Source organism: Aquimarina celericrescens, assembly GCF_042682765.1.
Taxonomy (GTDB): Bacteria; Bacteroidota; Bacteroidia; order Flavobacteriales; family Flavobacteriaceae; genus Aquimarina; species Aquimarina celericrescens.
Window position 1 is genome coordinate 35,569 of record NZ_JBHUHY010000031.1, and the last position, 23,747, is coordinate 59,315.

At 33.5% G+C, this 23,747-nt stretch carries 22 protein-coding genes and 1 tRNA gene; 10 read left to right on the plus strand and 13 right to left on the minus strand.

What is annotated here, in order from left to right:
- Nucleotides 1-24: 24 nt before the first annotated feature.
- The 5 genes from ACFSJT_RS18455 to ACFSJT_RS18475 form a co-directional block, all read right to left on the minus strand.
- Entirely contained in the window at nucleotides 25-195 is a 171-nt protein-coding gene (locus ACFSJT_RS18455; RefSeq protein WP_378321815.1) for a hypothetical protein, read from the minus strand.
- Between the two features lie 122 nt (nucleotides 196-317).
- A complete protein-coding gene (locus ACFSJT_RS18460; RefSeq protein WP_378321816.1) occupies nucleotides 318-917 on the minus strand; it encodes a hypothetical protein in 600 nt (199 codons plus the stop codon).
- 65 nt (nucleotides 918-982) lie between these two features.
- Nucleotides 983-2,053, minus strand: coding sequence for a hypothetical protein (locus ACFSJT_RS18465; RefSeq protein ID WP_378321817.1), 1,071 nt, complete (start codon nucleotides 2,051-2,053; stop codon nucleotides 983-985).
- 291 nt (nucleotides 2,054-2,344) lie between these two features.
- The gene (locus ACFSJT_RS18470) at nucleotides 2,345-5,134 is read right to left on the minus strand and encodes a CHAT domain-containing protein (protein WP_378321818.1); all 2,790 of its coding nucleotides are present in this window, start codon (nucleotides 5,132-5,134) and stop codon (nucleotides 2,345-2,347) included.
- Between the two features lie 145 nt (nucleotides 5,135-5,279).
- Nucleotides 5,280-5,741, minus strand: a complete 462-nt coding sequence (locus ACFSJT_RS18475; RefSeq protein ID WP_378321819.1) for a hypothetical protein — start codon at nucleotides 5,739-5,741, stop codon at nucleotides 5,280-5,282.
- A 269-nt stretch (nucleotides 5,742-6,010) separates the two neighbouring features.
- Between ACFSJT_RS18475 and ACFSJT_RS18480 the strand changes: the two genes are divergently transcribed.
- The gene (locus ACFSJT_RS18480) at nucleotides 6,011-6,574 is read left to right on the plus strand and encodes an RNA polymerase sigma factor (protein WP_378321820.1); all 564 of its coding nucleotides are present in this window, start codon (nucleotides 6,011-6,013) and stop codon (nucleotides 6,572-6,574) included.
- A gap of 7 nt (nucleotides 6,575-6,581) precedes the next feature.
- A complete protein-coding gene (locus ACFSJT_RS18485; protein WP_378321821.1) occupies nucleotides 6,582-7,382 on the plus strand; it encodes a tetratricopeptide repeat protein in 801 nt (266 codons plus the stop codon).
- A 481-nt stretch (nucleotides 7,383-7,863) separates the two neighbouring features.
- Here the strand turns inward: ACFSJT_RS18485 and ACFSJT_RS18490 are convergent, their stop codons facing one another.
- A complete protein-coding gene (locus ACFSJT_RS18490; RefSeq protein ID WP_378321822.1) occupies nucleotides 7,864-9,453 on the minus strand; it encodes a vitamin K epoxide reductase family protein in 1,590 nt (529 codons plus the stop codon).
- Nucleotides 9,454-9,693: 240 nt separating this feature from the next.
- Between ACFSJT_RS18490 and ACFSJT_RS18495 the strand changes: the two genes are divergently transcribed.
- On the plus strand, nucleotides 9,694-10,494 hold the full coding sequence (locus tag ACFSJT_RS18495) for a DNA/RNA non-specific endonuclease (RefSeq protein ID WP_378321823.1): 801 nt from the start codon (nucleotides 9,694-9,696) through the stop codon (nucleotides 10,492-10,494).
- 24 nt (nucleotides 10,495-10,518) lie between these two features.
- Here the strand turns inward: ACFSJT_RS18495 and rodA are convergent, their stop codons facing one another.
- The 6 genes from rodA to purH all read right to left on the minus strand — a co-directional run bounded on the left by rodA (nucleotide 10,519) and on the right by purH (nucleotide 17,699).
- Nucleotides 10,519-11,772 (minus strand): rod shape-determining protein RodA, encoded by a 1,254-nt coding sequence (gene rodA, locus ACFSJT_RS18500; protein WP_378321824.1) that lies wholly within the window; start codon nucleotides 11,770-11,772, stop codon nucleotides 10,519-10,521.
- Nucleotides 11,772-13,643 carry a penicillin-binding protein 2 gene (mrdA, locus tag ACFSJT_RS18505; RefSeq protein WP_378321825.1) on the minus strand — a complete coding sequence of 624 codons (1,872 nt, stop codon included), beginning with the start codon at nucleotides 13,641-13,643 and terminating at the stop codon, nucleotides 11,772-11,774. Before mrdA ends, rodA begins: the two co-directional genes overlap by 1 nt.
- Nucleotides 13,640-14,146, minus strand: a complete 507-nt coding sequence (gene mreD / locus ACFSJT_RS18510) for a rod shape-determining protein MreD (RefSeq protein WP_378321826.1) — start codon at nucleotides 14,144-14,146, stop codon at nucleotides 13,640-13,642. Before mreD ends, mrdA begins: the two co-directional genes overlap by 4 nt.
- Nucleotides 14,143-14,961, minus strand: a complete 819-nt coding sequence (gene mreC, locus ACFSJT_RS18515) for a rod shape-determining protein MreC (protein ID WP_378321827.1) — start codon at nucleotides 14,959-14,961, stop codon at nucleotides 14,143-14,145. Before mreC ends, mreD begins: the two co-directional genes overlap by 4 nt.
- Before the next feature lie 133 nt (nucleotides 14,962-15,094).
- Entirely contained in the window at nucleotides 15,095-16,123 is a 1,029-nt protein-coding gene (locus tag ACFSJT_RS18520) for a rod shape-determining protein (protein WP_024772404.1), read from the minus strand.
- A gap of 43 nt (nucleotides 16,124-16,166) precedes the next feature.
- Nucleotides 16,167-17,699, minus strand: a complete 1,533-nt coding sequence (gene purH, locus ACFSJT_RS18525) for a bifunctional phosphoribosylaminoimidazolecarboxamide formyltransferase/IMP cyclohydrolase (RefSeq protein WP_378321828.1) — start codon at nucleotides 17,697-17,699, stop codon at nucleotides 16,167-16,169.
- Nucleotides 17,700-17,850: 151 nt separating this feature from the next.
- Here purH and ACFSJT_RS18530 point away from each other — a divergent pair, with 151 nt between their 5' ends.
- On the plus strand, nucleotides 17,851-19,104 hold the full coding sequence (locus ACFSJT_RS18530) for an ABC transporter permease (RefSeq protein ID WP_378321829.1): 1,254 nt from the start codon (nucleotides 17,851-17,853) through the stop codon (nucleotides 19,102-19,104).
- Between the two features lie 131 nt (nucleotides 19,105-19,235).
- Here the strand turns inward: ACFSJT_RS18530 and ACFSJT_RS18535 are convergent, their stop codons facing one another.
- A complete protein-coding gene (locus ACFSJT_RS18535; RefSeq protein ID WP_378321830.1) occupies nucleotides 19,236-19,673 on the minus strand; it encodes a retropepsin-like aspartic protease in 438 nt (145 codons plus the stop codon).
- A 196-nt stretch (nucleotides 19,674-19,869) separates the two neighbouring features.
- On the opposite strand from ACFSJT_RS18535, the gene ACFSJT_RS18540 reads away from it, so the two are divergent.
- From ACFSJT_RS18540 to ACFSJT_RS18565, 6 genes are all read left to right on the plus strand, one after another.
- Nucleotides 19,870-20,658, plus strand: coding sequence for a TatD family hydrolase (locus ACFSJT_RS18540; RefSeq protein ID WP_378321831.1), 789 nt, complete (start codon nucleotides 19,870-19,872; stop codon nucleotides 20,656-20,658).
- Between the two features lie 40 nt (nucleotides 20,659-20,698).
- Nucleotides 20,699-21,733, plus strand: a complete 1,035-nt coding sequence (locus ACFSJT_RS18545; RefSeq protein ID WP_378321832.1) for an asparaginase — start codon at nucleotides 20,699-20,701, stop codon at nucleotides 21,731-21,733.
- Nucleotides 21,734-21,798: 65 nt separating this feature from the next.
- Nucleotides 21,799-21,886 (plus strand) — tRNA-Ser (locus ACFSJT_RS18550).
- Nucleotides 21,887-21,968: 82 nt separating this feature from the next.
- Complete coding sequence (locus ACFSJT_RS18555; protein WP_378321833.1) at nucleotides 21,969-22,772, plus strand: MotA/TolQ/ExbB proton channel family protein; 804 nt, start codon at nucleotides 21,969-21,971, stop codon at nucleotides 22,770-22,772.
- Nucleotides 22,773-22,875: 103 nt separating this feature from the next.
- Nucleotides 22,876-23,349 (plus strand): hypothetical protein, encoded by a 474-nt coding sequence (locus ACFSJT_RS18560; protein ID WP_378321834.1) that lies wholly within the window; start codon nucleotides 22,876-22,878, stop codon nucleotides 23,347-23,349.
- Between the two features lie 5 nt (nucleotides 23,350-23,354).
- Nucleotides 23,355-23,747: ExbD/TolR family protein (locus ACFSJT_RS18565; protein ID WP_378321835.1), on the plus strand; the 393-nt coding region annotated here is incomplete at its 3' end.

The window sequence follows — 23,747 nt, forward strand, 5'->3', positions numbered from 1 at the left end:
CCAGATGGTTTTTATTTTACCTAATTAGGCGACATGATCGCCTAATATTTCCCAGCATGTATCAATTAACCATTCATTACCATCTCTTTTAGCTGTAGCAATACAATCACTTAATGGATCGCCACCATTTACCTTTTTGGCAACACTTTTTGAAATTTGATAGGGTTTAAGGTTTTCTAAAATGGATTTTTTCATGATAATCAAATTTAATATTAATGCCTACTCTATTTTATTGGTTTTCGGCTTTCCCAAAAGATGATTTAGTAGCTCATGATTTATATAAAATTCTTCATAGTAGGTTGAATATTATCAATTTTTCATTCCATACTTGGGCAATTGGGTTGACACATTTGACCCATATTGGCTACCCCAGTAGATTGGTTGGTTTTTTGCAACCAAGACGCATTTTTAAAAACATCAGGCCCTGATTTTAGGATCTTTTCAACAGCAACGGGTTGGTTTTTGTCATTTATCAAGGCAGGATCAAAAGGTCGATGAATATTTTTTGAAGCATCAAAGTAAGTGGGTACGAACATATAGGTTTGATATCCTGCTTTGTCTCCATAGGTATCAGGATCTTCTGGGTATGCCGCAAAATACAATCGCAAACCGGTCACTTCTATATTGTTTTTGGCAGCTTCTTGTTCTAAATAGGCAATATACTTTTTGTAGAAATCTAAAGAGTGCCACCCATATTTTGCCTGTTTGGTATTATTACTTTTAGATATAAAGTTCTTTTGGTAAGCCTCGTATAGTTTATGTGCTTCTTGTAAAGAGATCATTTGATCTGGTTTCTTAACTTTTGTAACAATTGAGTTATTGTCGAGACTTTTTGCTGAATCATCATTTTGGCAGGAGGCGATAAAAAAGATACTTGCGATTAATATGGATAAGCTTAATAAAATCTTTGTTTTCATAATTGATTGGATTTAAATAATTTATAACAATTATTTCCCTTACTTTTAGGATTATTTGATGCTAATTAATCAGCAATTTGTGGCATAGCAACAGTCACCTGTGGCCCAGGACCGCATATACTAACACACGCATCTCTACGGCGATAAGTAAAAGTTGTATTCAATCTGTAATGTTTCAAAGACCTTGTACCTCTATATGAGCGCACTTTAGACCTATTATCATGTAATTGGTAGTCGTTAAGTGATCCTGATTTTTTCTCATTTCTTCTAAATCTACGACGGCGTTCGTAATAGTAACTTACTACTGTTGATAAAGTAGTTTTTGTCGCTCCTGGAGTGCCATATGCACATTGAGGACTACCTCCTGATCTATATTTTATTTTAGACTGTAAAGAGAAGTAAATACCTGCTTTCTGATATACATGCTTCATATCTGCTTCATATCTGATACAATCATTTGCACTATCACCGCATTGAACAGTTGAGATAATGATTTTTTTATCTTTTAAAAAATTAGTACTGCTATCCTGTCTATTATTGAAGGAACAATAACTCTTTGTTGTAATTTGTTGTGTTCTTTGTATAGCTTTATTAATTCGATCTTCAAGCTGTTCTCTGTTCAGAGTTCCTTCTGAGCCCTCTTCGAGCAAAAGGAGAACATCATCTTCAGTTCCAAACCAGTAAATTCTATCTTCATTAAAATCGCTAATCGATAATGCATCAAATACGTTTTGATTGCCTTGCCAGGTAACTCCAACAATTTGATGAGTTAGATCAACCTTAAATACCCAATCACCAATCGTCACCATTTCATTTTCATTTAGAATATTGAGAATAGGAGATTCTTCTTCATTATCAAAGCCATAAACTGTTTGATTATAGTATAAGTTTTCCGCTTCATTATTTAATTTTTTGTATAAACTATTGAAATTATTATAGTTTTGATTGAGTATTGAATTCAAATGACTAGTAGTTACTTGATCATTTTCAATCATCGATTCAAAGACCTCTACCGAACTAAATACCAATTGATTGTCGCGGATCACAACTGAGGTTCTGGTGCCTGGATCAGAAAGTTCTTTTTTAAGGAGTTCTTGTTCAGCTTCTTCTTCATCACATGAGATAAAAGCACTCATGATAAGTGAAAAAGTGAGCAAAATAAGTAGATGTCTGCTGTTTAATAATATATTCATTTTGTGTGGAGAATTAATTATACCTACTCTGTTAAAGGTTTTTCGGTTTCGACCTGATTGGTTGTTTTTAGAAATAATAGATACATGAACTAGATCTAAAGAACATGTATGCTATAATGTTAACGCTATACAAGATTCTTACCCGTGCAATAGTGTTAAAATCAAAAAAGTCTATCAGAAAAGTATCTAATAGACTAATTGTTTTATTATGAGTACGCCTTTGTTTTTATTGATTCATCTTTTAAATTTTTGATAAGCTAGTATTAAAACTGATAGTATTAGAGTAATGGATAATAACCAATACACCGAAAAGCTAGAGGGATTGTGAATGACACTAGCATCACCTAGTAAGACAAATGTTGCCCAAAAATGAGGTGAACGCTCAGAAAGTTGGTGGTTGTTGAGATAATGAAGTTTTGCATTTCGAAGGGCCTCGGATTTAGACTGATTTTGCCTTAAATTTTTATAAAATTGATCCATAATATAGGCGGTAGATCGATCATCGATACTCCATAAAGAAGATACCACACTTTTTGCGCCAGAATGAAAAAATCCTCGTGCCAGGCTCATTACACCTTCTCCGGTTTCCTGTTTTCCTTGTAACGTGTTACAACCACTCAACACTACCAAATCGGCATTATTTTTCGTAAAATAGAGTTCTTCTAAATTTAGTTTTTTGTTACTAAATGCAATCCAGGGCGAAATAGAATCAAGTGCGTTTGCGTGAGTTGCAAGATGGATGATGTTATAATTAGGTAAAGTGGTCAGGAATTCTTCTTTGGTAGCCGCTTCATCTGTATATATTTTTCCTTGAAAATAGTTTTTGATTCTCGAAAGCTCGGGTATACTATTTTCTAGTGGAGCCATATTATATTTTTCAAAATTAAGAGGTGCAAAACCAAGAAATGAGTTGTTCTTTTTATTTTTAAATTCTTTAGTCTGTTGCAAAAATGAATTTGAATAGGCGTAGCTAATTTCACAATCCTCAATCAAATAATGATTTTTTGGGGTATTATTTGTAGAGGTGATTAAAGCTTCAAATGGTAGATAGTTAAGATAGTTATCGGGGATAATCTTAATCTTTTTACTTTTAGTATTTTCTTTAAGTTCGTGAGTAGGGAATAATTTATTGTAAACTTCATTCGCAATTTTATTATATGAATAAATGGTCGCTTTAGTCTTGAAAGGGGTAGATGCTAGCCCTACCAGTAAAGCCACCTGTTGCTTTAATCCAGAAGCTTCTTCAATCTCTAAAAATTGAGTATCCTGTCTAGAAATATACAATACATAGGCTTTAGTAACTAGTTTTACACCATAATCACTGCCTTCATGAATTGAGGTATATCCCGTATTTTTGGAAACCAATCCATACTCTTCATGTTCTGAAATATTATATTCCAAGATTATCGTATTGGGATCAAGATCTTTTTGAATTTCTTTTAAAGAAACAGCCGTAGATTGAATCGGAAGAGGGTTATATTTTGGGAACGAGTTTTGTATACTATCCTGTAACTTTTTAAGCACTCTTTTTTTGTTTAGCAATTCGATAGTAATTGAATCTTCGGACGTATTAGCAGTCCTATCACTGTTCTCGAGGAAGTATATATTTTTTTTAAGTTGTATTTCTCGCTCAACTAGCTTGGTAGGGATTTCTAGCGATTGACGAATTTTACTATTATTAATGTCTTCGCTTAATAAAAGAGCCTTGTTTTTTTCCATAAAGAAGAAAGCACTTTCTGTATCTTTTGCCAAAAAACAAGCTTCTATTGCCTTTCCATATAGATCGGCACTCTGCTTACGCCAATAGAGTTTGGAACGAAATTCTTTACTTTCGATTCGAATAAGATCAATCAATCGATCGGCTATCAAAAATGTTTTTATAGATTGTTGAAGAGATTTTCTATTTGTTGTGGATTTGAATTGTTTTAGAAAGGCATTTGCCAGATCCTTGAGAATAATTAATAAATAAGAGGTATTTGGTGAAGAAGCTGATAGTTCAGATATAGATTTGTTTGATAACAACAATTCTATCGCTTGGTCATAATTTTTTATGCATTTGTCATATAATTCTTTCTGTTCTAAGCAAAATCCAATATTAGAAAGACTTATAGCTAGTTGTAAAGTATCTTTTTTGTGATTATAATCAATGGCTTTTGTGTGATAGTCTATGGCTAAGTCAGGGTCAATAGTGTTGTATAGATTTCCAATAATTTCAAGCGTATGGGCAATTCTTCCGGTATCTTTTAACTGTTTAGCTATCCCTAATGCTTCGTTATAGTAATCTAATGCTTTTTTGAATTTCAGGTTTTTTTCCTGATTATGCAAAGTGCCCAGAAGTATTTTTATATTGTATCGTGTAGAGGCTTTAGCATTGATTTTTTGTGCAAGAGAATCTGCAAATAACAAATTCTTTATTCCCTTATTATAACTCGACAAAGTTTCTAGTTTTATATCGTTGCCGGCTGCATTGATATTATTAGCGATAAGCTTGTTATAGGCTTTTTTTTCTAGCAATAACGATCTGACAAGATCAAAATGTAAAGAAGCTTTATAATAATCACCAATCTTTAAATAACATTTCCCTAGTGCAGAATAGGCATCAGCGGCATAGACGTTCTTAGAATTAATGCGTAGCAGTTCTTCATAGCTTTTTATGCTTTTTGCGTATTCATTATTTTTAAAGTAAAAAAAAGCCTGATTCTTTAATCCATGTTGGAGTAATGCTGAGTCTTCGGGATACATCTTTTTCTTTAACTCAAACGAATATTGATTGGTTTTTAAAGCATCATTAAGTTTTCCAATTTTATATTTCCATATAGCATATTTATGAGTTATACGTTCTAATAAGCTATCGTTGCTATGTTCTTGATACCGATTGATAATAGAATCCAGTTTTTTTTCTTTTTGATGTTGAACTAGATCTGACCTCAAAATAATTTCCCAGTCTGAAGAAATTTCTTGTGCACAAAAGAGAAAATGAAAAAAATAAAGTATCGTAGATAAAAGAACTATTTTAAAAGTCATTGCAAAAGCTGATACATTTGTGAGATATAACGAATATAAAAATTATCTCACCTTATCAAGCTTTTTTAAGAGGATTTTAAATAAAAGAAGAAAGAGGTGCTTATATTAAATAAACTATCTTCCTTCTTTTGTTCGATTATACTAATTAATTGCGTGTTATCACCTCATCATATAAGTCGATTAATGGATGATTGCCGATTTTATCAAGGATGGATTTCAATTCATTTGTGGTACTGCTAGGTTCTTCTTCTTCTTCTTCTGGTAGATACTGAATGCTTCCAGAATCATGTCCTGCTAAGGGTTTTAAGAACCAATATTCGACAGGAGATCTTAGGCTTACTATTTTTACTAATACCAAATCAGGGTGATTTCTTGAGAATTTTCTTCTTATATCCACTTTTCCTTCTTCACTTATATCATTGTATATGACTTTAATTAAGAGATTTTCGTCAAGGTATTGATCATCAAAAGGCATCCCGTAATCAGGAGAAGTACTTTTTGTGTTGGATTTGATAAGAGAATCATTATCCTTTTCTAAAGATTCTGTAGAACAACTTACAAGAGTCAATGATAACAAACAGTTGAGAAATACTTTTCTTAAGGCCATTTTTATGCTATTTAAATTATGTATATCTAATAGTGATTAAAAACTAAAAATCTTAACCATTGTGTTTTTATTATTATAAATAAAATAAAAAAAGATTCAGAAAGGAAGGGATTTGAAAAATTTAGCTGAAATTCAAATTTATACAGATGAAGTACGACTTAAAACCCCTAGAAATAGTAAGTTTACTGTGAAATATTCGATTAAAACTGTAGTTTAGTAAGAATTAAGTACGTTTCTCTTTGTTGATTAACCCGAGCACATAGTTGAAAATGCAAAAAGCTAAAAGCGATTTTTATTTAGATGGATTATTGTCTGGTGATGAAGCTGTCATTGATGAGATCTACAAAAAAAATTTCTCACAAGTAATTGTATTTGTAAAAAATAACCAAGGAACTTATCAAGATGCTGAAGAAATTTTTCAGGATGCATTATTTCAATTAATTATTAGATTGAATAAAGAAAAATTTGAAATTAAATCATCTTTTAAAGCGTATCTCTTCACTGTTTGTAAAAATTTATGGAGAAAAGAGCTAAAGAATCGAAAAAAGAAGGTAAGAAATGATGGCATAATTGAACTAGTAAGTGAGGTAGATAAACACGGTTCATTTTATTTGGAACAAGAACAGTGGGAGCTTTTTGAGGAAAAAATCTCTGAGCTTTCTGAAAGTTGTCGCAATCTCTTAAAGGATTTTTTTAATAAAGTACCTTATGATATAATAGTAGAAAAATTTCAATATGCTTCTACAAATGTTGCTTTTCAAAGGGTTTTCAAGTGCAAAAAGAGATTAGCAGAACTTATAAAAAAAGATGCTCGATACAAAGGATTAAGTTAATGTAGTTATGAAAGAACAAATGTATCAAAAAATAGAAGCGTATGTAGGTAATTCTATGACACCTGAAGAACAAAGGCAATTTGAAATAGAAATAGCACAAAATCCCGAATTGCAAAAAGAGGTGCGTTTATTTAATGAAATAAACCATCATCTCAACCAAAAAACCTGGTTGCCCGTAGATGAAATTCACGCCAAAGCTAAGAGGAAAGAATTGAAGGAGTTCATTAATAGTGATGAAGCTGAAGCATTAAAGTTAAAATTGAAACGAGCAGCCGAGAACTACAAGAAAAATAAGAATAAAGTAAAAATAAGATATATTATAGGTAGTACAGCCGCCATACTTGTTGTTGGTTTAATAAGTGCAATATTTTGGAAGGGAACTCCAAATCACAATTTGCTGTATGAAGAATATTATACTCAGAGCGATTTACCTTCGGTTGTTAAACGTGGAGCGGAAGATGATCTTTTAACACAGGGAATAACTGCTTTTAAAGCAAAAGATTTTAAAGCATCTGCTAAAAATTTTGAGGAGTACATGACAGAATCCCTAAATAAGGATCCGTTGATTTATGCATATATTGGGTTTTCATATTTAGAAATGGAAAAAACGAAGAGTGCACTCATAAACTTTGACAAGTTACTTACTTCAAATTCTATTGATAATTCTAGAGCACTTTGGTATAAAAGCTTAGCATATTTAAAAGCCAATAAAATTGAAGAATCTAAAGAAGTCTTAATAAAAATTATTCAGGACTCCTTAAATTTTAATTATAAAAAGGCAAAAGAACTCTGGATAGATATCAAATAAATAATTTCCCAAGATGATATCTTGTTTGAATATAATCATTTATTTAAAGGGTTTTGAAAACGAAACGAAATTAGATATTAGATGTGAGCGTATAAAAAAGACCTCTTTTTAACAGGAAAGAAGTCTTTTTATTCTAGGAGGGCTTAATGCCCTAAGGCTTGCCTAGTTCGAAAATGGTCAAAGTTTGAAAACATCTTCCTACAAAATGCTACAAGAGCTTGGCCCGGAGAAATTTAATGTTTTTAGAAGCTATTTCGTTTCAAAAACTAACATAAAACCATTTCTATATATTTCATCACTGTGAGGCCTACGTCGCGTTGCCACTTTGCAGTTCCGCAATATTAGGGGACCGCGACTAGTGTAAATGACTGAGTTAGAACAAGGCCACTTCTTTTAATTGATTTTTGGTCTTTTTTCTCAATTTACTTTATTCAAAGACAAAATGTTCTTCAACGATGTTTAAGGTTTTAAGATTAAATGATTATACTTCTATCGTTTCTCCTCCTTCAGAAACGGTTTCCAAATGATTCTCTAACATAATCCCAATAAAATGGAAGAACTCATCATAACTATATTTTTTCGGATACGCTGCTCCATTAATAATTGATGCAGGTGTGTAAGGAATATTGTTATTTTTGGACCATTCAGATTGTTTGTGTAATACTTCTGCATGTATAGGGTTGTTGGATGGAGCCTTATATTTTTTGATCCATTTGCTAAAAGTTCTATCTGCAAACCAGTCAGAGTAAGCCGTTATAAAACTCTCCTCTCCTTGATCATGATATATTTCTAGCAATCTTAATGCTATTTGAGTGGGTTCTGCCTTTTGATCATCCAAACTTACTCCAAGCCGAACCACGATCTGTAATTTATCACCCATGGTTTTTATAACGCGAGCATACGCTTCAAAAGCACTCTTGCAATAACCACACATTGGATTAGTATAACTGATAATTTTAAAGTCAGAATTTGGATTGCCCAAAACTATCTCGTTTGTAAATGTTGCGGTATCCGATATATGGTCCGAAATACTTAATAAATGATTAAATATTTGACCGTCCCTTTTAAATTGATTTAATCGCATGTTATCTGCTCTAAACTTCTTACTACTAGCTGTCTTTTCTTTTGCAAAAAGATATATAGAAGTAAATAGGGTAGAAAGCAGTAAGAATCCTGGAATTAAATTAAAATCTACCGTCAACGGGAGACTCCTTAACGCAATTATTGCCAGGATAATAGACACGGCAGCAATAGTGATACAAATAGCACACCACTTTTTTATGACGAATCCCTGAGAATAGATAGAGTATATAACAAAAGGAATTCCCATAACGGCTGGAATAAGTAATACACTGGTAAAACCGAAGAAAACCTGGTACAATATAATAGAACCAAAAAAGGCAATGCCAGCATCAGCAAGGGTGAAACCTTTGAATAGTTTTCCACTATTATTATTAATCACATCACCGCAATTGGTGTTGCCTACTGTGGTACAGAATTGATGAATCGTCTGTGATTGTATCCCTAGGCTTTCACGAAGCGCAAAAATACTAAAAACTGCACCCGTAGTAGAAACCAATAAAAATAAAGCTTGATCAAAGTCCCATGACCTGTTTATCAAGGTGGCAACCAATCCAATAACTAGTGCTGAAGCTAGAAAATTTTGTATAAATGATCGATTAGATGTAAAACTTTGCTTACTATTGTATTCTACCGCAATAACCTTAGGGACCCAAATTTCTTTAAACTGTTCAAAATTGAATTTTTTCTTAGCCAGACTAGTATGTTTTATTTCTACAAAATCTTTCTTTTTAAGAACAGTAACAATCTCTTCCTGATCTTCTTTTTTTACCAAAGAAATAAAACTATCAGGAAGCTGGTCAAGAGCCTCTTTTGGAACTTCTACAGCAATATTTTCAATACTAAAATAGTCTAGTGTGTCTGTTATAGATTGAAAACTTGGGTAGTTTGGGTGTATTTGAAGCTGAAGTTCTAAGTCTTTTTTGTCGTAGCCGCCTATTCGATTTTGAATAAGGACACTTTCCACAATATTTTCAATGTTATTTTTCATGCGTGTAATTAAGGTGGTTTTTTTGTGTAATGTTATATTAATAACAACTCTAAAATAAAAATTGAAAAGTCATAAACTTGATATTTTATGTTAAAATTTTTACCGCTTGATGACGTGTTTTGGTCTGTTTAGGACATTTCTTCTTTTTCAATTAGATAAAAATAAGAGCGATTTCCGCAATTAGTCGTTATTCTATTTGATATTTTTGCCTTTCTAATAAAAACACTAAAAAATAATATATTGAGAAGGAAATATCTATACCCGGCATTGATAATAATACTAACAATTGGATTTTATTATATTGAAGAATATCAAGGAGGTAACTGGTCAATATCTAATGATAAAACTGAGGATACGTCTGAATTCAGTTTTTTCTTTTTGCCTACCTCTACAACGGGTTCAATAGTTATACATAAAAACTATGCTCTTTCTTATTCTGAAAAGCATGAACAGGCAGAATGGGTGGCGTACGAATTAAAAAAAGAGCATCTGTCTAAAAATGAATTTAAGCGACCTTACTTTGAAATGGATAAAAAAGTAAGCTCATCGTCTGCAGATTGGCGTAATTTTAAAAATTCGGGCTATGATCGTGGACATCTATGTCCCGCAGGAGATCGAAGATTTAGTTTTGAGGCTTTTGAAGAAACTTTTCTAACTTCTAATATTTCACCACAAAATCACGAATTTAATAGTCAAATCTGGAACTATCTCGAACAAAAGGTTAGATATTGGGCAAAAGTTTATGACGGAGTGTATGTAGTTACAGGAGGTGTTTTATCAAATGATCTGAAAACTATAGGGTATGAGGCAGTATCGGTACCGAAGTATTTTTATAAGATTGTTTTAAAAGATGCTCCAGAAAATCCTAAAATAATTGCTTTTTTAATTCCACATCAAAATTCAAAGGAGTCGTTAAAAAAGTTTGCTGTTCCTGTAGATCAGATAGAACAATTAACAGGGATAGATTTCTTCCCGAAATTAGAAGACGCTATTGAAGAAAAATTAGAAGCTTCTTTGAATACTAATGGGTGGAAGTTTTGATCATAGCTTCATCTTTTCAGAGTTCTACCATTCATTAACTCGGTTTGAATCAAGTTTGATAAAGATAAATAGTAAAATAGTGAATCCCCATAACCCGGATCCCCCATAACTGAAAAATGGTAAGGGTATTCCTATTGTGGGTATTAGACCTGTAACCATACCAATATTGATGGCGAAATGAATGAATAAAATTCCAATAACGCTATAACCATACACACGACTAAACTGAGATTTTTGTCGTTCGGCCAGATGAATGAGTCTGATTAATAGTAAAATGAACAAAATAATGACCATAGAGGCTCCCAAAAAGCCCCATTCTTCTCCCACGGTACTAAAAATGTAATCAGTATGTTGCTCTGGTACGAAACCTCCTTTGGTTTGTGTTCCTTCTTTCCACCCCTTTCCTGTCCAGCTTCCGCTACCGATGGCGATTTGACTTTGATTGGTGTTATATCCAATTCCCTTGGCATCTACTTCTTTTCCCAAAACTATATTAAATCGGTCCCTATGCCGCTGTTCAAATACATTGTTAAAAATATAGTTTACAGAAAAACAAAATCCAGTAATCACAATAAGGGCCAATATGTACTTCGAATATTTTGGTTTTTGTTTTCTTTTTTTAATTAAAACAAAGATCATAACAGCAGCAATAGAGAGAACTACCCATAAAGGGGAGAAGAGTAACGTGAGCATAAACAGTGTTGCTGCCGAAACTCCTACAATAAGATATATTGCTGCCAATCCCTCTCTATAAAGAGGGAAGAAAAAAGCCGCGTATACTAAAGCACTTCCTGGATCGGGTTGAGGTATAATTAATAAGGCAGGCAATGCAATAATTAAAAAAGCTCTTAATTGATGATTGATATAGGTAATATTAGTTTGCATGTCGCTTAAGAATTTGGCAAGAGCTAATGCAGTGCAGGCCTTCGCAAATTCTGAAGGCTGTATTCTAATCGATCCAAATGCATACCATGAAGTTGCACCCGAAATAGTTTTGCCAAAAACAAAAAGGCCCAGAAGTGATACTATAGATATCACATAAATTAATCCTGCAAATCGTTCATAAAATTTCACCTCTATCGCCTGAATGACAATAATGAGTACTATGCTCAATAAAATCCAATATGCTTGTTTTACATAAACTTGCGAAAAATCAGAAAAAGAGAAGGTTTCACCTTCGTAAGATGCAGAGTAAATATTACCCCAACCGAACCCGACCAGTAATAAAAATAATAAGACCGTTATCCAATCAATAGCGGCAACACTTGATTTTGCCATTATTGATTAATTTTAAAGGGTTTGCCACTATAGGGTTTCGCATATTCTTCCTCTAAACTATGTGTAAGAACCCAGTCTTCTAGATCTCTTCGAGTAATCGCACCATTTAAATATTTCTCTATCATCAGTGATGCAATTCTTCCTGCGTAGCGTGCTCCCCAATATCCGTTTTCAACAAAAACAGCTAGTGCTATCTTGGGATTATCTTTTGGGGCAAAAGCTATAAATACAGAATGATCGGTAAGTTGTGTTTTTACTCCATTGATTTTTGCGAAATTTTCTGCTGTTCCTGTTTTTCCACAGATATCAATTCCTTTAACCTGTAAAAAACTTGCAGTACCTTTTGTATACACTTCGTGCATTCCTTGAATTACCGGTTCGAAATGTTCTTTATCAATCGTAGTAATTTTGGGTTTGGTGTAATTTTCATTTTCTATAGGTTTACCGTCAATTGCTTTTATAATATGAGGAGTATAATAATATCCTCTGTTTGCAATAGCAGCTGTCATATTAGCTAATTGAATAGGAGTGGCAAGCACTTCCCCTTGTCCGATAGCATTTGATAACGTTGCAGAAGCATACCACTTATAGGTTGGGAATTGATATATTTTATTATAATATTCTGAATTAGGAACTTTACCTCGTTTTCCTGTTGCCAAATCATTTCCTAAATATTTTCCTAACCCAAAACTTTGCACATGTTTTCTCCAATTGTCTATTCCCTCTTGCGGAGTTTCATATTTTTCTATAATTCTTCTGTATACCGTTGCAAAATAGGCATTACATGAATTAGCAATTCCCGGGATCATGTTAAGCGGACTTCTGTGAGAGTGGCATCCTAATTTTTGTCCTCTTTTTCCGTAGTAGTATCCCATTCTGCAAGAAATTTTTTCTTTGGTATCTATGACTTCTTCTTGTAGCCCGATAAGTGCATTGATGGTTTTAAAAGGAGATCCTGGAGGATACTCTCCTATGATACCTCTATCAAACAGTGGATTTGCAATAGTGTCATAAACGAGTTTGGTAAAGTTTGGGGATCTTTTTCGACCGACCAGTAGTTCTGGTTTATAAGTAGGTGCTGTAACCATTGCCAGAATCTCCCCTGTTGATGGTTCTATTGCCACGATACCTCCTCGTTTATTCTGCATGAGTGTTTGTCCGTATGCCTGTAATCTAGCGTCAAGGGTAATGGTAAGATCTTTTCCATTTACTGGTAACGTATCAAATTTTCCCTCTTTATAAGGACCAATATCTCTGTTAAATCTGTCTTTTTGAATTCGTTTTACACCTTTAATTCCTCTAAGTTCTTTTTCATATATCTTTTCTACACCATCTATACCTATTAAGTCACCTGAGAGATAGTATGGATCTTTTTTTATTAAAGCTTCATTCACCTCACCTATATATCCCAAAACATTAGCAGCATGTGTGGTTTGATAATCTCTTAAGGAGCGTTTTTGAATATAAAAGCCTTCAAATTTTCGCATTTTCTCTTGCAGATAAGCGTATTCATCTTTAGTTAATTGAGGAATTACTATTGAAGGAACTCTGGGAGAGTAAACTCTGGCTTTTCGTAAACGCTCTACAAGCTTTTCTTTGGTAATACTAAGTATAGAGCAAAACTCTAAAGTATCGAAAGGTTTTAATTCTCTTGGGATTACCATCACATCATAAGATGGCTGATTGGCTACCATCAATCGAGCGTTTCTATCATAAATTGCACCACGTTGGGGATAGTCATAGATTACTTTTATTGCATTATCTTCTGAAAGAGATACAAATGAAGTATTGTAAATCTGTAAGTAAAAAAGTCTTGCAATAAAAACAATACCCGTAGTAATAATGACGAGGTACAATAATAATTTTCTCATGAATCGCTTCTTCTAAACAAGATTAAAACAAGTGTAGTGATCACAATAGTGAACAAACTGGAAAATAACGTTTTTTTGGCTATTAATAGTATGTGAGAGAAGTTAAAAATTTCTAATGAAAAAAGTACAATATGATGTGTTAAAACCATAAGGGTGACATAAGCCAATTTTTCCCCAAAAGCAATATTACTTAATTTTACCGTTTGGAACTCATAACTGAGACCAAAAACGGTTCGTAAGGCTACTGGCCGAAAAAATGCTATAATAAGACAGGCAGCTGCATGAACTCCCCCAGAATCACCAAACATATCTATGATGAGACCCAATATAAAGCTAATTAAAAGAAATAGGCTTTTATTTATATTAATAGGTGCCAAAAGAATAAAAATAATATAGATATATGGGTTTAGATCACCTAAAAAATTGATATGGTTGAGTACTAACACTTGAACCAGAATTAAGATTATAAACCTTCCGATATGTATTAGGGTATCTCTATTCATAAATCCAAGTTTTCCAAACTTTTAATCTCTTCAGCGTTATTGTTTTTTATCGCATATACAAATCCAATATCCGTCATATCGTTAAACAACTTTACATCTATTAAATAGTAACTCTTGTTCTGATCTAATTTATAATTAAGTATAGTACCAATACCAATACCTCGAGGGAAAATAGTAGAACGACCGTGGGTGATGATTGTATCGCCTTCTTTTAAGATAGCTTGTCTAGGAACAGTTTCTAATTGAACTATATTCGGATCTTTTCCATTCCAAATCAAAGAACCATATTGATTTGATTTTTTAAGACCTGCATTGATACGCGAATTACTGTTAAGGATAGAAATGACCCTACTGTAGTTTTTAGAGGTGTTTTCTACAATGCCTATAATTCCTTTATCTGTAATAATTCCCATGTCTGGAAATATACTATCTTTTTCACCTTTATTTATAAGAATATAATTATCAATTTTACTGTAATCATTTTTAAGTATTCGTGCTTTCGTATAAGAGAAGGGTTTGGCAAACGTTGTGTCTACATAGGTCGCAGAAATAGAATCAACCCCCATAGCGCTAACTATATTATGAAGTCGTTCATTTTCTTCTAGCAATCTTTTGTTTTCAGTCTTTAGATTGAAATAATCACTTACCGAATGTTGCCATCTGTAAATTCTGCCACTTATAAAATTAGTTGAACTTACAAACTTGCTTTTGTGATAAGAGTGCGATTGTATGGTAAAAATTATCGATACAAATAGAAGAAGAAGAAATAGCAGAGAATGTTTATTTCTTATTAAAAAATTAATAATCTGCTGCATGATTTAGGGTGTAGTTATTTCTTAAGTTAAACGTTACATTAAATAGTTTCTTTTGTACCCATACTAATGTATCAAAGCAGAATAACGTAAAATCAGAAACTTAGGTATACTCCCGACATTATTTTTTATAACATTATTTGATTAGTACACTTTTATATCTGTTCAAGTTTTTGAGAGTAATCCCTGTTCCTCTTACTACTGCTCTTAAAGGATCTTCTGCAATATATACGGGTAAATCGGTCTTTTGCGACAACCTTTTGTCTAACCCGCGTAACATAGAACCGCCACCAGCAAGATAGATTCCTGTATTATAAATATCTGCTGCCAATTCTGGCGGAGTTTGAGATAAAGTTTCCATTACTGCGTCTTCAATACGTAATATTGATTTATCAAGTGCCTTGGCCATTTCTCTATAAGAAATCTGCACTTGTTTAGGTTTTCCTGTCAATAGATCACGACCTTGAACATTCATTTCTTCAGGTGGTAGTTCTAAATCTTCGGTTGCGGCACCAATCTGTATTTTTATTTTTTCTGCCGTTCGTTCTCCTACATACAAATTATGTTGTGTACGCATGTAATAGATAATATCATTGGTAAATACATCACCTGCAATTTTTACAGACTTATCACAAACAATACCGCCTAAAGCAATTACAGCAATTTCAGTGGTACCCCCACCTATATCTACAATCATGTTTCCTTTGGGTTGCATAATATCAACACCAATACCAATTGCAGCGGCCATAGGTTCATGGATCAAGTATACTTCTTTTCCATTTACACGTTCTGCGCTTTCTTTTACCGCTCTCATTTCAACTTCAGTGATACCCGAAGGAATACAAATCACCATACGCAGGGCAGGAGCAAAGATCTTTTTCTTTAATGCAGGAATATCTTTGATAAACATACTTATCATTTTCTCACTTGCATCAAAATCAGCAATTACTCCATCCTTTAGCGGGCGAATTGTTTTGATGTTTTCGTGGGTTTTTCCTTGCATCATGGCAGCCTCTTTTCCAGCGGCTATAATTTTACCAGTCATAATATCCCTGGCTACAATAGATGGGCTATCAACCACTACTTTGTCATTATGAATTACTAAGGTGTTCGCGGTACCTAAATCTATTGCGATTTCTTCGGTAAAGAAGTCAAAAAATCCCATAAAAGTCGAAAAAAGGGGTTAAAATTTCGTAAATGTAATAAAATTAATGTTTAAAATGGCGTGTTCCTGTCATAACCATTGCAATTCCATTTTGATCACAGTAATCGATACTTAATTGATCTTTTATAGAACCACCTGGTTGGATTACTGCTTTAATACCTGCATGATCTGCAATTTCAACACAATCTGGGAAAGGAAAAAAGGCATCACTAGCCATAACTGCACCATTCAAATCAAAATTAAAAGAAGTTGCTTTCTTTATGGATTGTTTTAAAGCATCGACCCTAGAAGTTTGTCCCGTGCCACTTGCCAATAATTGTTTTCCTTTGGTAAAAACAATCGTATTTGATTTGGTGTGCTTACAAATTTTTGAAGCAAATAACAGGTCTTCGATTTGTTCTGAAGTAGGACCAACTTTGGTAACAGTTTTTAAATCAGTCTCGGCATCGGTTTTAAGATCTTTGTCTTGCACTAAAGCACCATTTAAACACGAACGTACCTGTGTTTTTGGCAGATCTATTTCTTTTTGTACCAATAGAATTCTATTTTTCTTTCCTTTTAAAATTTCTTCTGCAGCATCGCTAAATGAAGGTGCAATAACTACTTCACAAAACAATTTATGAATTTCTTCTGCAGTTGCTTTATCTATTTCAGTATTGCTAATTAATATTCCTCCAAAGGCTGAAACCGGATCACCCGCCAGGGCATCTATATAGGATTGAAGAACAGTTTCTCTCTGTGCTAATCCACAGGCATTGTTATGTTTTAGAATAGCAAAGGTTGGTGCTTCACCTTTAAACTCGTTCATTAAATTTACAGCTGCATCGACATCCAAAAGGTTGTTGTATGATAATTCTTTTCCGTGCAATTTATCGAACATGGCATCAAAATCGCCAAAGAAAAATCCTTTTTGATGTGGGTTTTCTCCATAACGCAAAACTTTTCCTTTGGTTTCGCTTATTTTAAGGGAAGCTATTTCATGGTCACTATTGAAATAATTGAAAATAGCACTATCATAGTGAGAGGATACATTGAAGGCTTTGGCTGCAAAACGTTTTCGATCTTCTATAGAAATATTTCCATTTCCTTCTGTGATAACACTCAAAAATTCAACATAATCATCTACCGAAGCTACACAGGTAACATCAGCAAAGTTCTTTGCAGCAGCTCTAATCAGTGAGATTCCGCCAATATCAATTTTTTCAATTATATCTTGTTCTGATGCTCCTGAAGCCACAGTTTTTTCGAATGGATATAAGTCAACAATGACAATATCAATCTGTGGGATTTCATATTGCTCAAGTTCTGCAACATCGCTATCGTTGTTTTGACGATTAAGAATTCCACCAAACACTTTTGGATGCAGAGTTTTTACTCGACCGCCTAAAATAGATGGATATGAAGTAACATCTTCTACTGGGATGACCTCAATACCTAGATCTTTAATAAATTTTTCGGTACCACCGGTTGAATAGATGGTAATATTGAGTTCATCCAATTTTTTTACGATAGGAGCTAATCCGTCTTTACTAAATACGGAAATTAATGCGGATTTCGCGGCTTTTGTGTTGCTCATGAGAAATTTTAGTTAGTAAAACGCAAAAGTAGCAATTTAGTATGCAATTAGACAACCAATTATGCGTAATTGTTTTGGGTAAATTGTAACAAAATTATAAGGAATACGTCCTATCTTTGGATAATTGAAAATTGAGAAGAAAAAATAGGGCATGCTAATCTATCTTAGAGTACTTAAAGAGAGTTTCAATTTTGCAATAAATGCACTAAGAAATAATAAGTTGCGCACATTTCTGTCGTTGCTTGGTGTAACCATTGGAATTTTTTCAATTATTGGTGTGCTTGCTGCTGTAGACTCGTTAAAGCAGGAGATTAAAGGTAGTATTAGCTCACTAGACAACAGTACTATCTATTTGATGCGTTTTTCTTTTGCCCCAACAGATATACCGCAATGGAAAAGAGAACAGTTTCCTGATGTTACCTACGAAGAGTATCAATATATCAAAAGAACAATGCCAGATCTTAAGGCAGCTAGTTTTTCGCTAAATGTTGGTCCTGAAACTATAAAATATCAGGACGAAACCATAAGTAATGTTCAAATTGCACCAGTAACCAATGATTATTATGATATTGAAGAATTGCAGGTGGTAAAAGGAAGATTTTATAATGAACAAGAATCTGTCTCTGGAGCTCCGGTTATGGTCATAGGTGACGAGATAGCAAACAGTTTATTTGGGAGTGCCGATCCAATAGGTAAAAAAGTGCGTTTGTATGGAAGAAAATTTACAGTTATAGGGGTACTGAAAAAAGAAGGAACCGGTCTGTTTGGAGACTCAAAAGATACGATGGTTATGGTTCCTGTAAATTTTGTAAGAAGAATTTTTGGTGATAATAATAAGGCTTCGTTCCCGGCGATTATAATTAAACCTGAATCGGGAATAGATGTGCCAGAGTTTGTGGCGGTTTTAAAACAAAAAGTAAGAGCATATCGAGGCATAAAACCGGATGAAATTGACAATTTTTTCATAAATCAATTACAGGGATTTACAGATTTTATTGATAATATTACTGGTACCATGTCCACTATCGGTGGTTTTATTGGCATGTTCTCACTCTTAGTGGGAGGATTTGGGATAGCCAATATTATGTTTGTGAGTGTTAAGGAACGTACTAATCTCATCGGTATACAAAAGGCTTTGGGTGCCAAAAGAAAATTTATATTGTTTCAGTTCTTATTTGAAGCGATTATACTAGCTATTTTTGGTGGTTTGGTAGGACTTTTCTTGGTGTGGTTGATTTCCATATTTGCTTCTCAATTTACAGGAGACTTTCAATTTATACTTTCGGGTTCTAATATGTTTTGGGGTATGTTTTCTTCTACCATAATCGGGCTAATTGCGGGAATTTTACCAGCGATATCGGCATCTAGATTAGATCCTGTCGAGGCGATTAGAACGGGGATGTGATTTTTTTAGGTTGCACAGTTTCAGAGCAACAAGGTTTCAAAGGGATTTTTTGATTAAAGGGAGTAATGGCAACTTGCTTTATTAGTGCTGATTACTGATCAATAGACTTATTTCTACCAATGCCTTATTACTTATTTGAGATATAAACAGGTTCTTTCGTAATCAATAACTGCTTTTCCTCTTTTGAGAATGTCGGCACCAATGATTCCGTCTACAGGTTCTGCCTGGTGGGCTAATAGCGCTGCATTTACATGGTTCAGGTCAAATAAGATAAGAGATATTCTATTCTTTGACCAAGTCCCTATTTTTATAGCATTCTTTTTCGAAAACTTGGTCAGCATATCTGTTGCTCCGGCTCCCGCCGCTTTTACATCGCTATCCTGAGCAAAGAGATTAAACTTATCTACTGCCTCAAAACCTACACAAGAATTGGAGGCTCCGGTATCAACTATAAAATTACCTTCAATACCATTTAAAATAGCTTTGACTTCAAAATGATTGGTTTTGGTGAGTATTAATTTAATTCGGTGATATTCTTTTTGAATCAAAAATTTTCTAAGTGTGCTCATGTTTTGCGTTGAAGAAATTGGTATAAAAGTAGTGCAATTAGTAGCAATAAAACAAGAACAATACTGTGCTAAAAATAATTTAAAAATTCCATTAGAAATAATCATCAGTATATCTTAATATTTTTTGATCATTTGATTAGTTTTAATATCCCAAAAAGTATAATGAGTAAAAGTGAAATTTAGTTACTTTTGCCGCATGATACTTACCGATACCCATACACATATATATAGTGAAGCTTTTGATGAAGATCAGGGTGAGATGATGCGAAGAGCTATAGAAAAAGGAGTAACACGTTTTTTTGTTCCCTCAATCGATTCTACGTATACAAAGGCAATGTATGATATAGAATCCCGATATCCAGAGCACGTTTTTTTAATGATGGGACTGCATCCAACGCATGTCAAAGATAATTATCTAGATGAACTTGCTCATGTTGAAGAAGAGTTAGAAAAACGATTAAAAAAAGATTCTGACAAAAAGTTTTATGCCATTGGCGAGATCGGTATTGATTTATATTGGGATAAGACTACCTTAAAACAACAACAAGTAGCATTCAAGCATCAAATTAGGATTGCAAAGAAGTATAAATTACCAATTGTAATACATTGTAGAGAAGCTTTCGAAGAAATTTTTGAAGTACTTGAAACAGAGAAAGATGATAATTTGTTCGGTATTTTTCATTGTTTTACAGGTACGATAGAAGATGCGCGTCGCGCTATCGATTACAACATGAAATTAGGAATAGGAGGTGTCGTTACTTTCAAAAATGGTAAAATTGATAAGTTTTTAGACCAGATTTCTTTAAAACATATTGTTTTAGAAACAGATGCCCCGTATTTGGCTCCAACACCTTATAGGGGTAAGCGTAATGAGAGTTCTTATTTGATTAATATACTTGATAAGCTTACCGAAATCTATAAAAAATCTGCTGCAGAAATAGCAGCTATAACTACCCAGAACTCTATAGATATTTTTAGAGTTTAAAATAAATTCGATTTGATATAAATTTTGTTCATTTGCTATTATGAATATCACACCAAACATTCTTCTTATTTATACTGGTGGTACCATAGGTATGATCAAAAATTTTGAAACAGGAGCATTAGTTGCTTTTGATTTTGATGAACTTTTGTTGAATATTCCAGAGCTGAAACAATTAGATTGTACCATAGATACTATAAGTTTTAGAGAACCTATCGATTCTTCAGATATGGATGTAGAGCGATGGAAAGAACTGGGTGATATCATTAGCCAAGCATACGACAAGTATAATGGCTTTGTAGTTTTGCACGGAAGCGACACTATGTCTTATACTGCTTCGGCTGTAAGTTTTATGTTTGAAAATCTCACAAAGCCTATAATTTTTACTGGATCACAACTTCCAATAGGGGATTTAAGAACAGATGCTAAAGAAAATTTAATTACAGCTGTGCAAATTGCAGCTTTACAGGAAAAAGGGAAACCGGTAATTAACGAGGTAGGACTATATTTTGAATACAAGTTGCTTAGAGCCAACAGGACTACAAAAATTAATGCAGAACATTTTGAAGCTTTTCAATCTCTTAATTATCCTTCTTTAGTAGAATCAGGAGTTCATCTTAAGGTGAACAAATCATTTTTGAGACCGGTGAATAGAAGAAAAAAAGTGGTATACCATACCCATTTTGACAATAATGTCATCATAATAAAAATGTTTCCTGGCATTAATAAGTACATTCTTCAACATATTTTTTCTTCTAAAAATATTAAAGGAGTAATTATTGAAACCTATGGGGCGGGTAACACCACAACAAAAAAATGGTTTATTGACATTTTGACAAAGACCATCAAGAGCGGTATTCCTATTATCAATGTTACTCAATGTTCGGGAGGAAGTGTAGAAATGGGTAAATATAATACGAGTATTGCTTTGAAAAAAGCAGGAGTTATTTCAGGAAAAGATATAACAACAGAAGCGGCGGTAGCCAAATTGATGTATTTATTAGGGGAAAATTTACCTCTTAAAGTTCTCAAAACCATCTATGAAACCTCTCTACGAGGGGAAATGTCAGAAAATTAACGCCTCAAATTTTAGTACTTAACATTTTTTTTGTTATTTGCTCCTCCCTTTTTTAGGGAAATTACAGAGAGGTGGCCGAGTGGTCGAAGGCGCACGCCTGGAAAGTGTGTATACGTCAAAAGCGTATCGAGGGTTCGAATCCCTTCCTCTCTGCATTATATTTAAATAATTGAAAGATTTTATAATATTTTTATATCTTTAACCCTTTAACTAATTAAAATTAAGAATCAGCGCAATGAAAAGATTATTTTCTATTCTGGCAATCGTAGCGGTAATGGCTTTTGGAAACTTACAAGCAGCTACTGCACCTGCCCAGTTATTAACGGCAAATGTGCAATTATTAATTGCTCCTATAACTACGACAACAATACAAGAAGATGTAGCCTCTGATGCTACAGAAGAGTTATCCTTCCATCAAAACCTTAAAAAGCGTTTTATAGAAGGTGGACCTGAATTTATGGGAATCGTACTTTTATGTTTGATCCTAGGTCTAGCGATTGCAATTGAAAGAATTATCTTTTTAAATCTTTCTACAACAAACACAAAAAAGTTACAACAAAATGTTGAAGATGCACTTAACAGCGGTGGTGTAGAAGCAGCCAAAGAGGTTTGTAGAAATACAAAAGGGCCTGTTGCTTCTATCTACTATCAAGGTCTTGATAGAGCAGACGAAAGTATTGATGCAGCAGAGAAAGCAGTTGTTGCTTATGGAGGTGTTCAAATGGGACAACTAGAGAAAAATGTATCATGGGTTTCTTTATTTATTGCTCTAGCACCAATGCTTGGTTTCATGGGTACAGTAATCGGTATGATTCAGGCATTTGATAAAATTGAAGCAGCTGGAGATATGCAGCCTTCTCTTGTAGCAGGTGGTATTAAAGTAGCACTTCTTACAACGGTATTTGGACTTATTGTTGCAATTATTCTTCAGATTTTCTATAACTATATTGTAGCTAAGATTGATAGAATTGTGAATGATATGGAAGATGCTTCTATCACTTTGATCGATATGTTAGTTGCTTACAAAAACAAGAAATAATAAGTCACTAAGAGGTTGAGATTTTCTTAAGAAGATTTCAATCTAGACTTAATCTTATTATTTAATCAAAGTGCGGTAAGCATTTCAAATAAAAAACAGACACATGAAAATTTCTAAAATATTATCATATGTTGTACTGGGAGTAGGTATCATAGGAGCGATTCTTTGGTATGTTATGAGTAGTTCAATTAGTGATTTGATGGATCAAAATGGTGTTTCAGAAGCGAGGGAACTTGCTTTAGATGATGCAGCACCTTTGGTAAGCCCTTTGTATAGTCTTACATTGATTATTTTTGTAGTAACTATTATAGCTACATTGATTACTGTGTTTTCAACATTGGCAAAGAACCCTTCAGGTCTTAAAAACACTTTAATAGGAATTGTTGCGTTCATAATTGTTGTGGGCATCGGTTTTGTCATGGCAGAAGGAGTTGAAACTCCTTTAAAAGATGGAGAAATACTTTCTGAGAGTGGATCTAAATGGGTAGGAACTGGATTATATGCATTTTACATTTTGGCTGCAGTAGCAGTAGGTTTAATGTTCTTATCTGGTATTAGAAAATTAATAGGTAAATAATTATTATGGCAAGAAGATCAGCACCAGAAGTTAATGCAGGATCTATGGCAGATATTGCATTCTTACTTCTTATATTCTTCCTGGTTACGACTACTATTGAAACCGATAGTGGTATTAGCCGAAAACTTCCTCCACCACAAGAAGATAATATAGAACCTCCGGTTCTTAAACAAAAAAATATCTTTGTTGTAGAGGTGAACAAAAACAATGATTTATTGGTAGAAGAAGCCCCTATGGAATTAGGAGATCTTCGAGAAGCGGCAATGAAGTTTCTAGATAATGGTGGTGGCACGGGTGAAGACAAATGTGACTATTGTCAAGGAGATAGAGATCCTTCTTCATCAGATAATCCCACAAAAGCAGTAATTTCTTTACGTAACAATAGAGAAACTACGTAT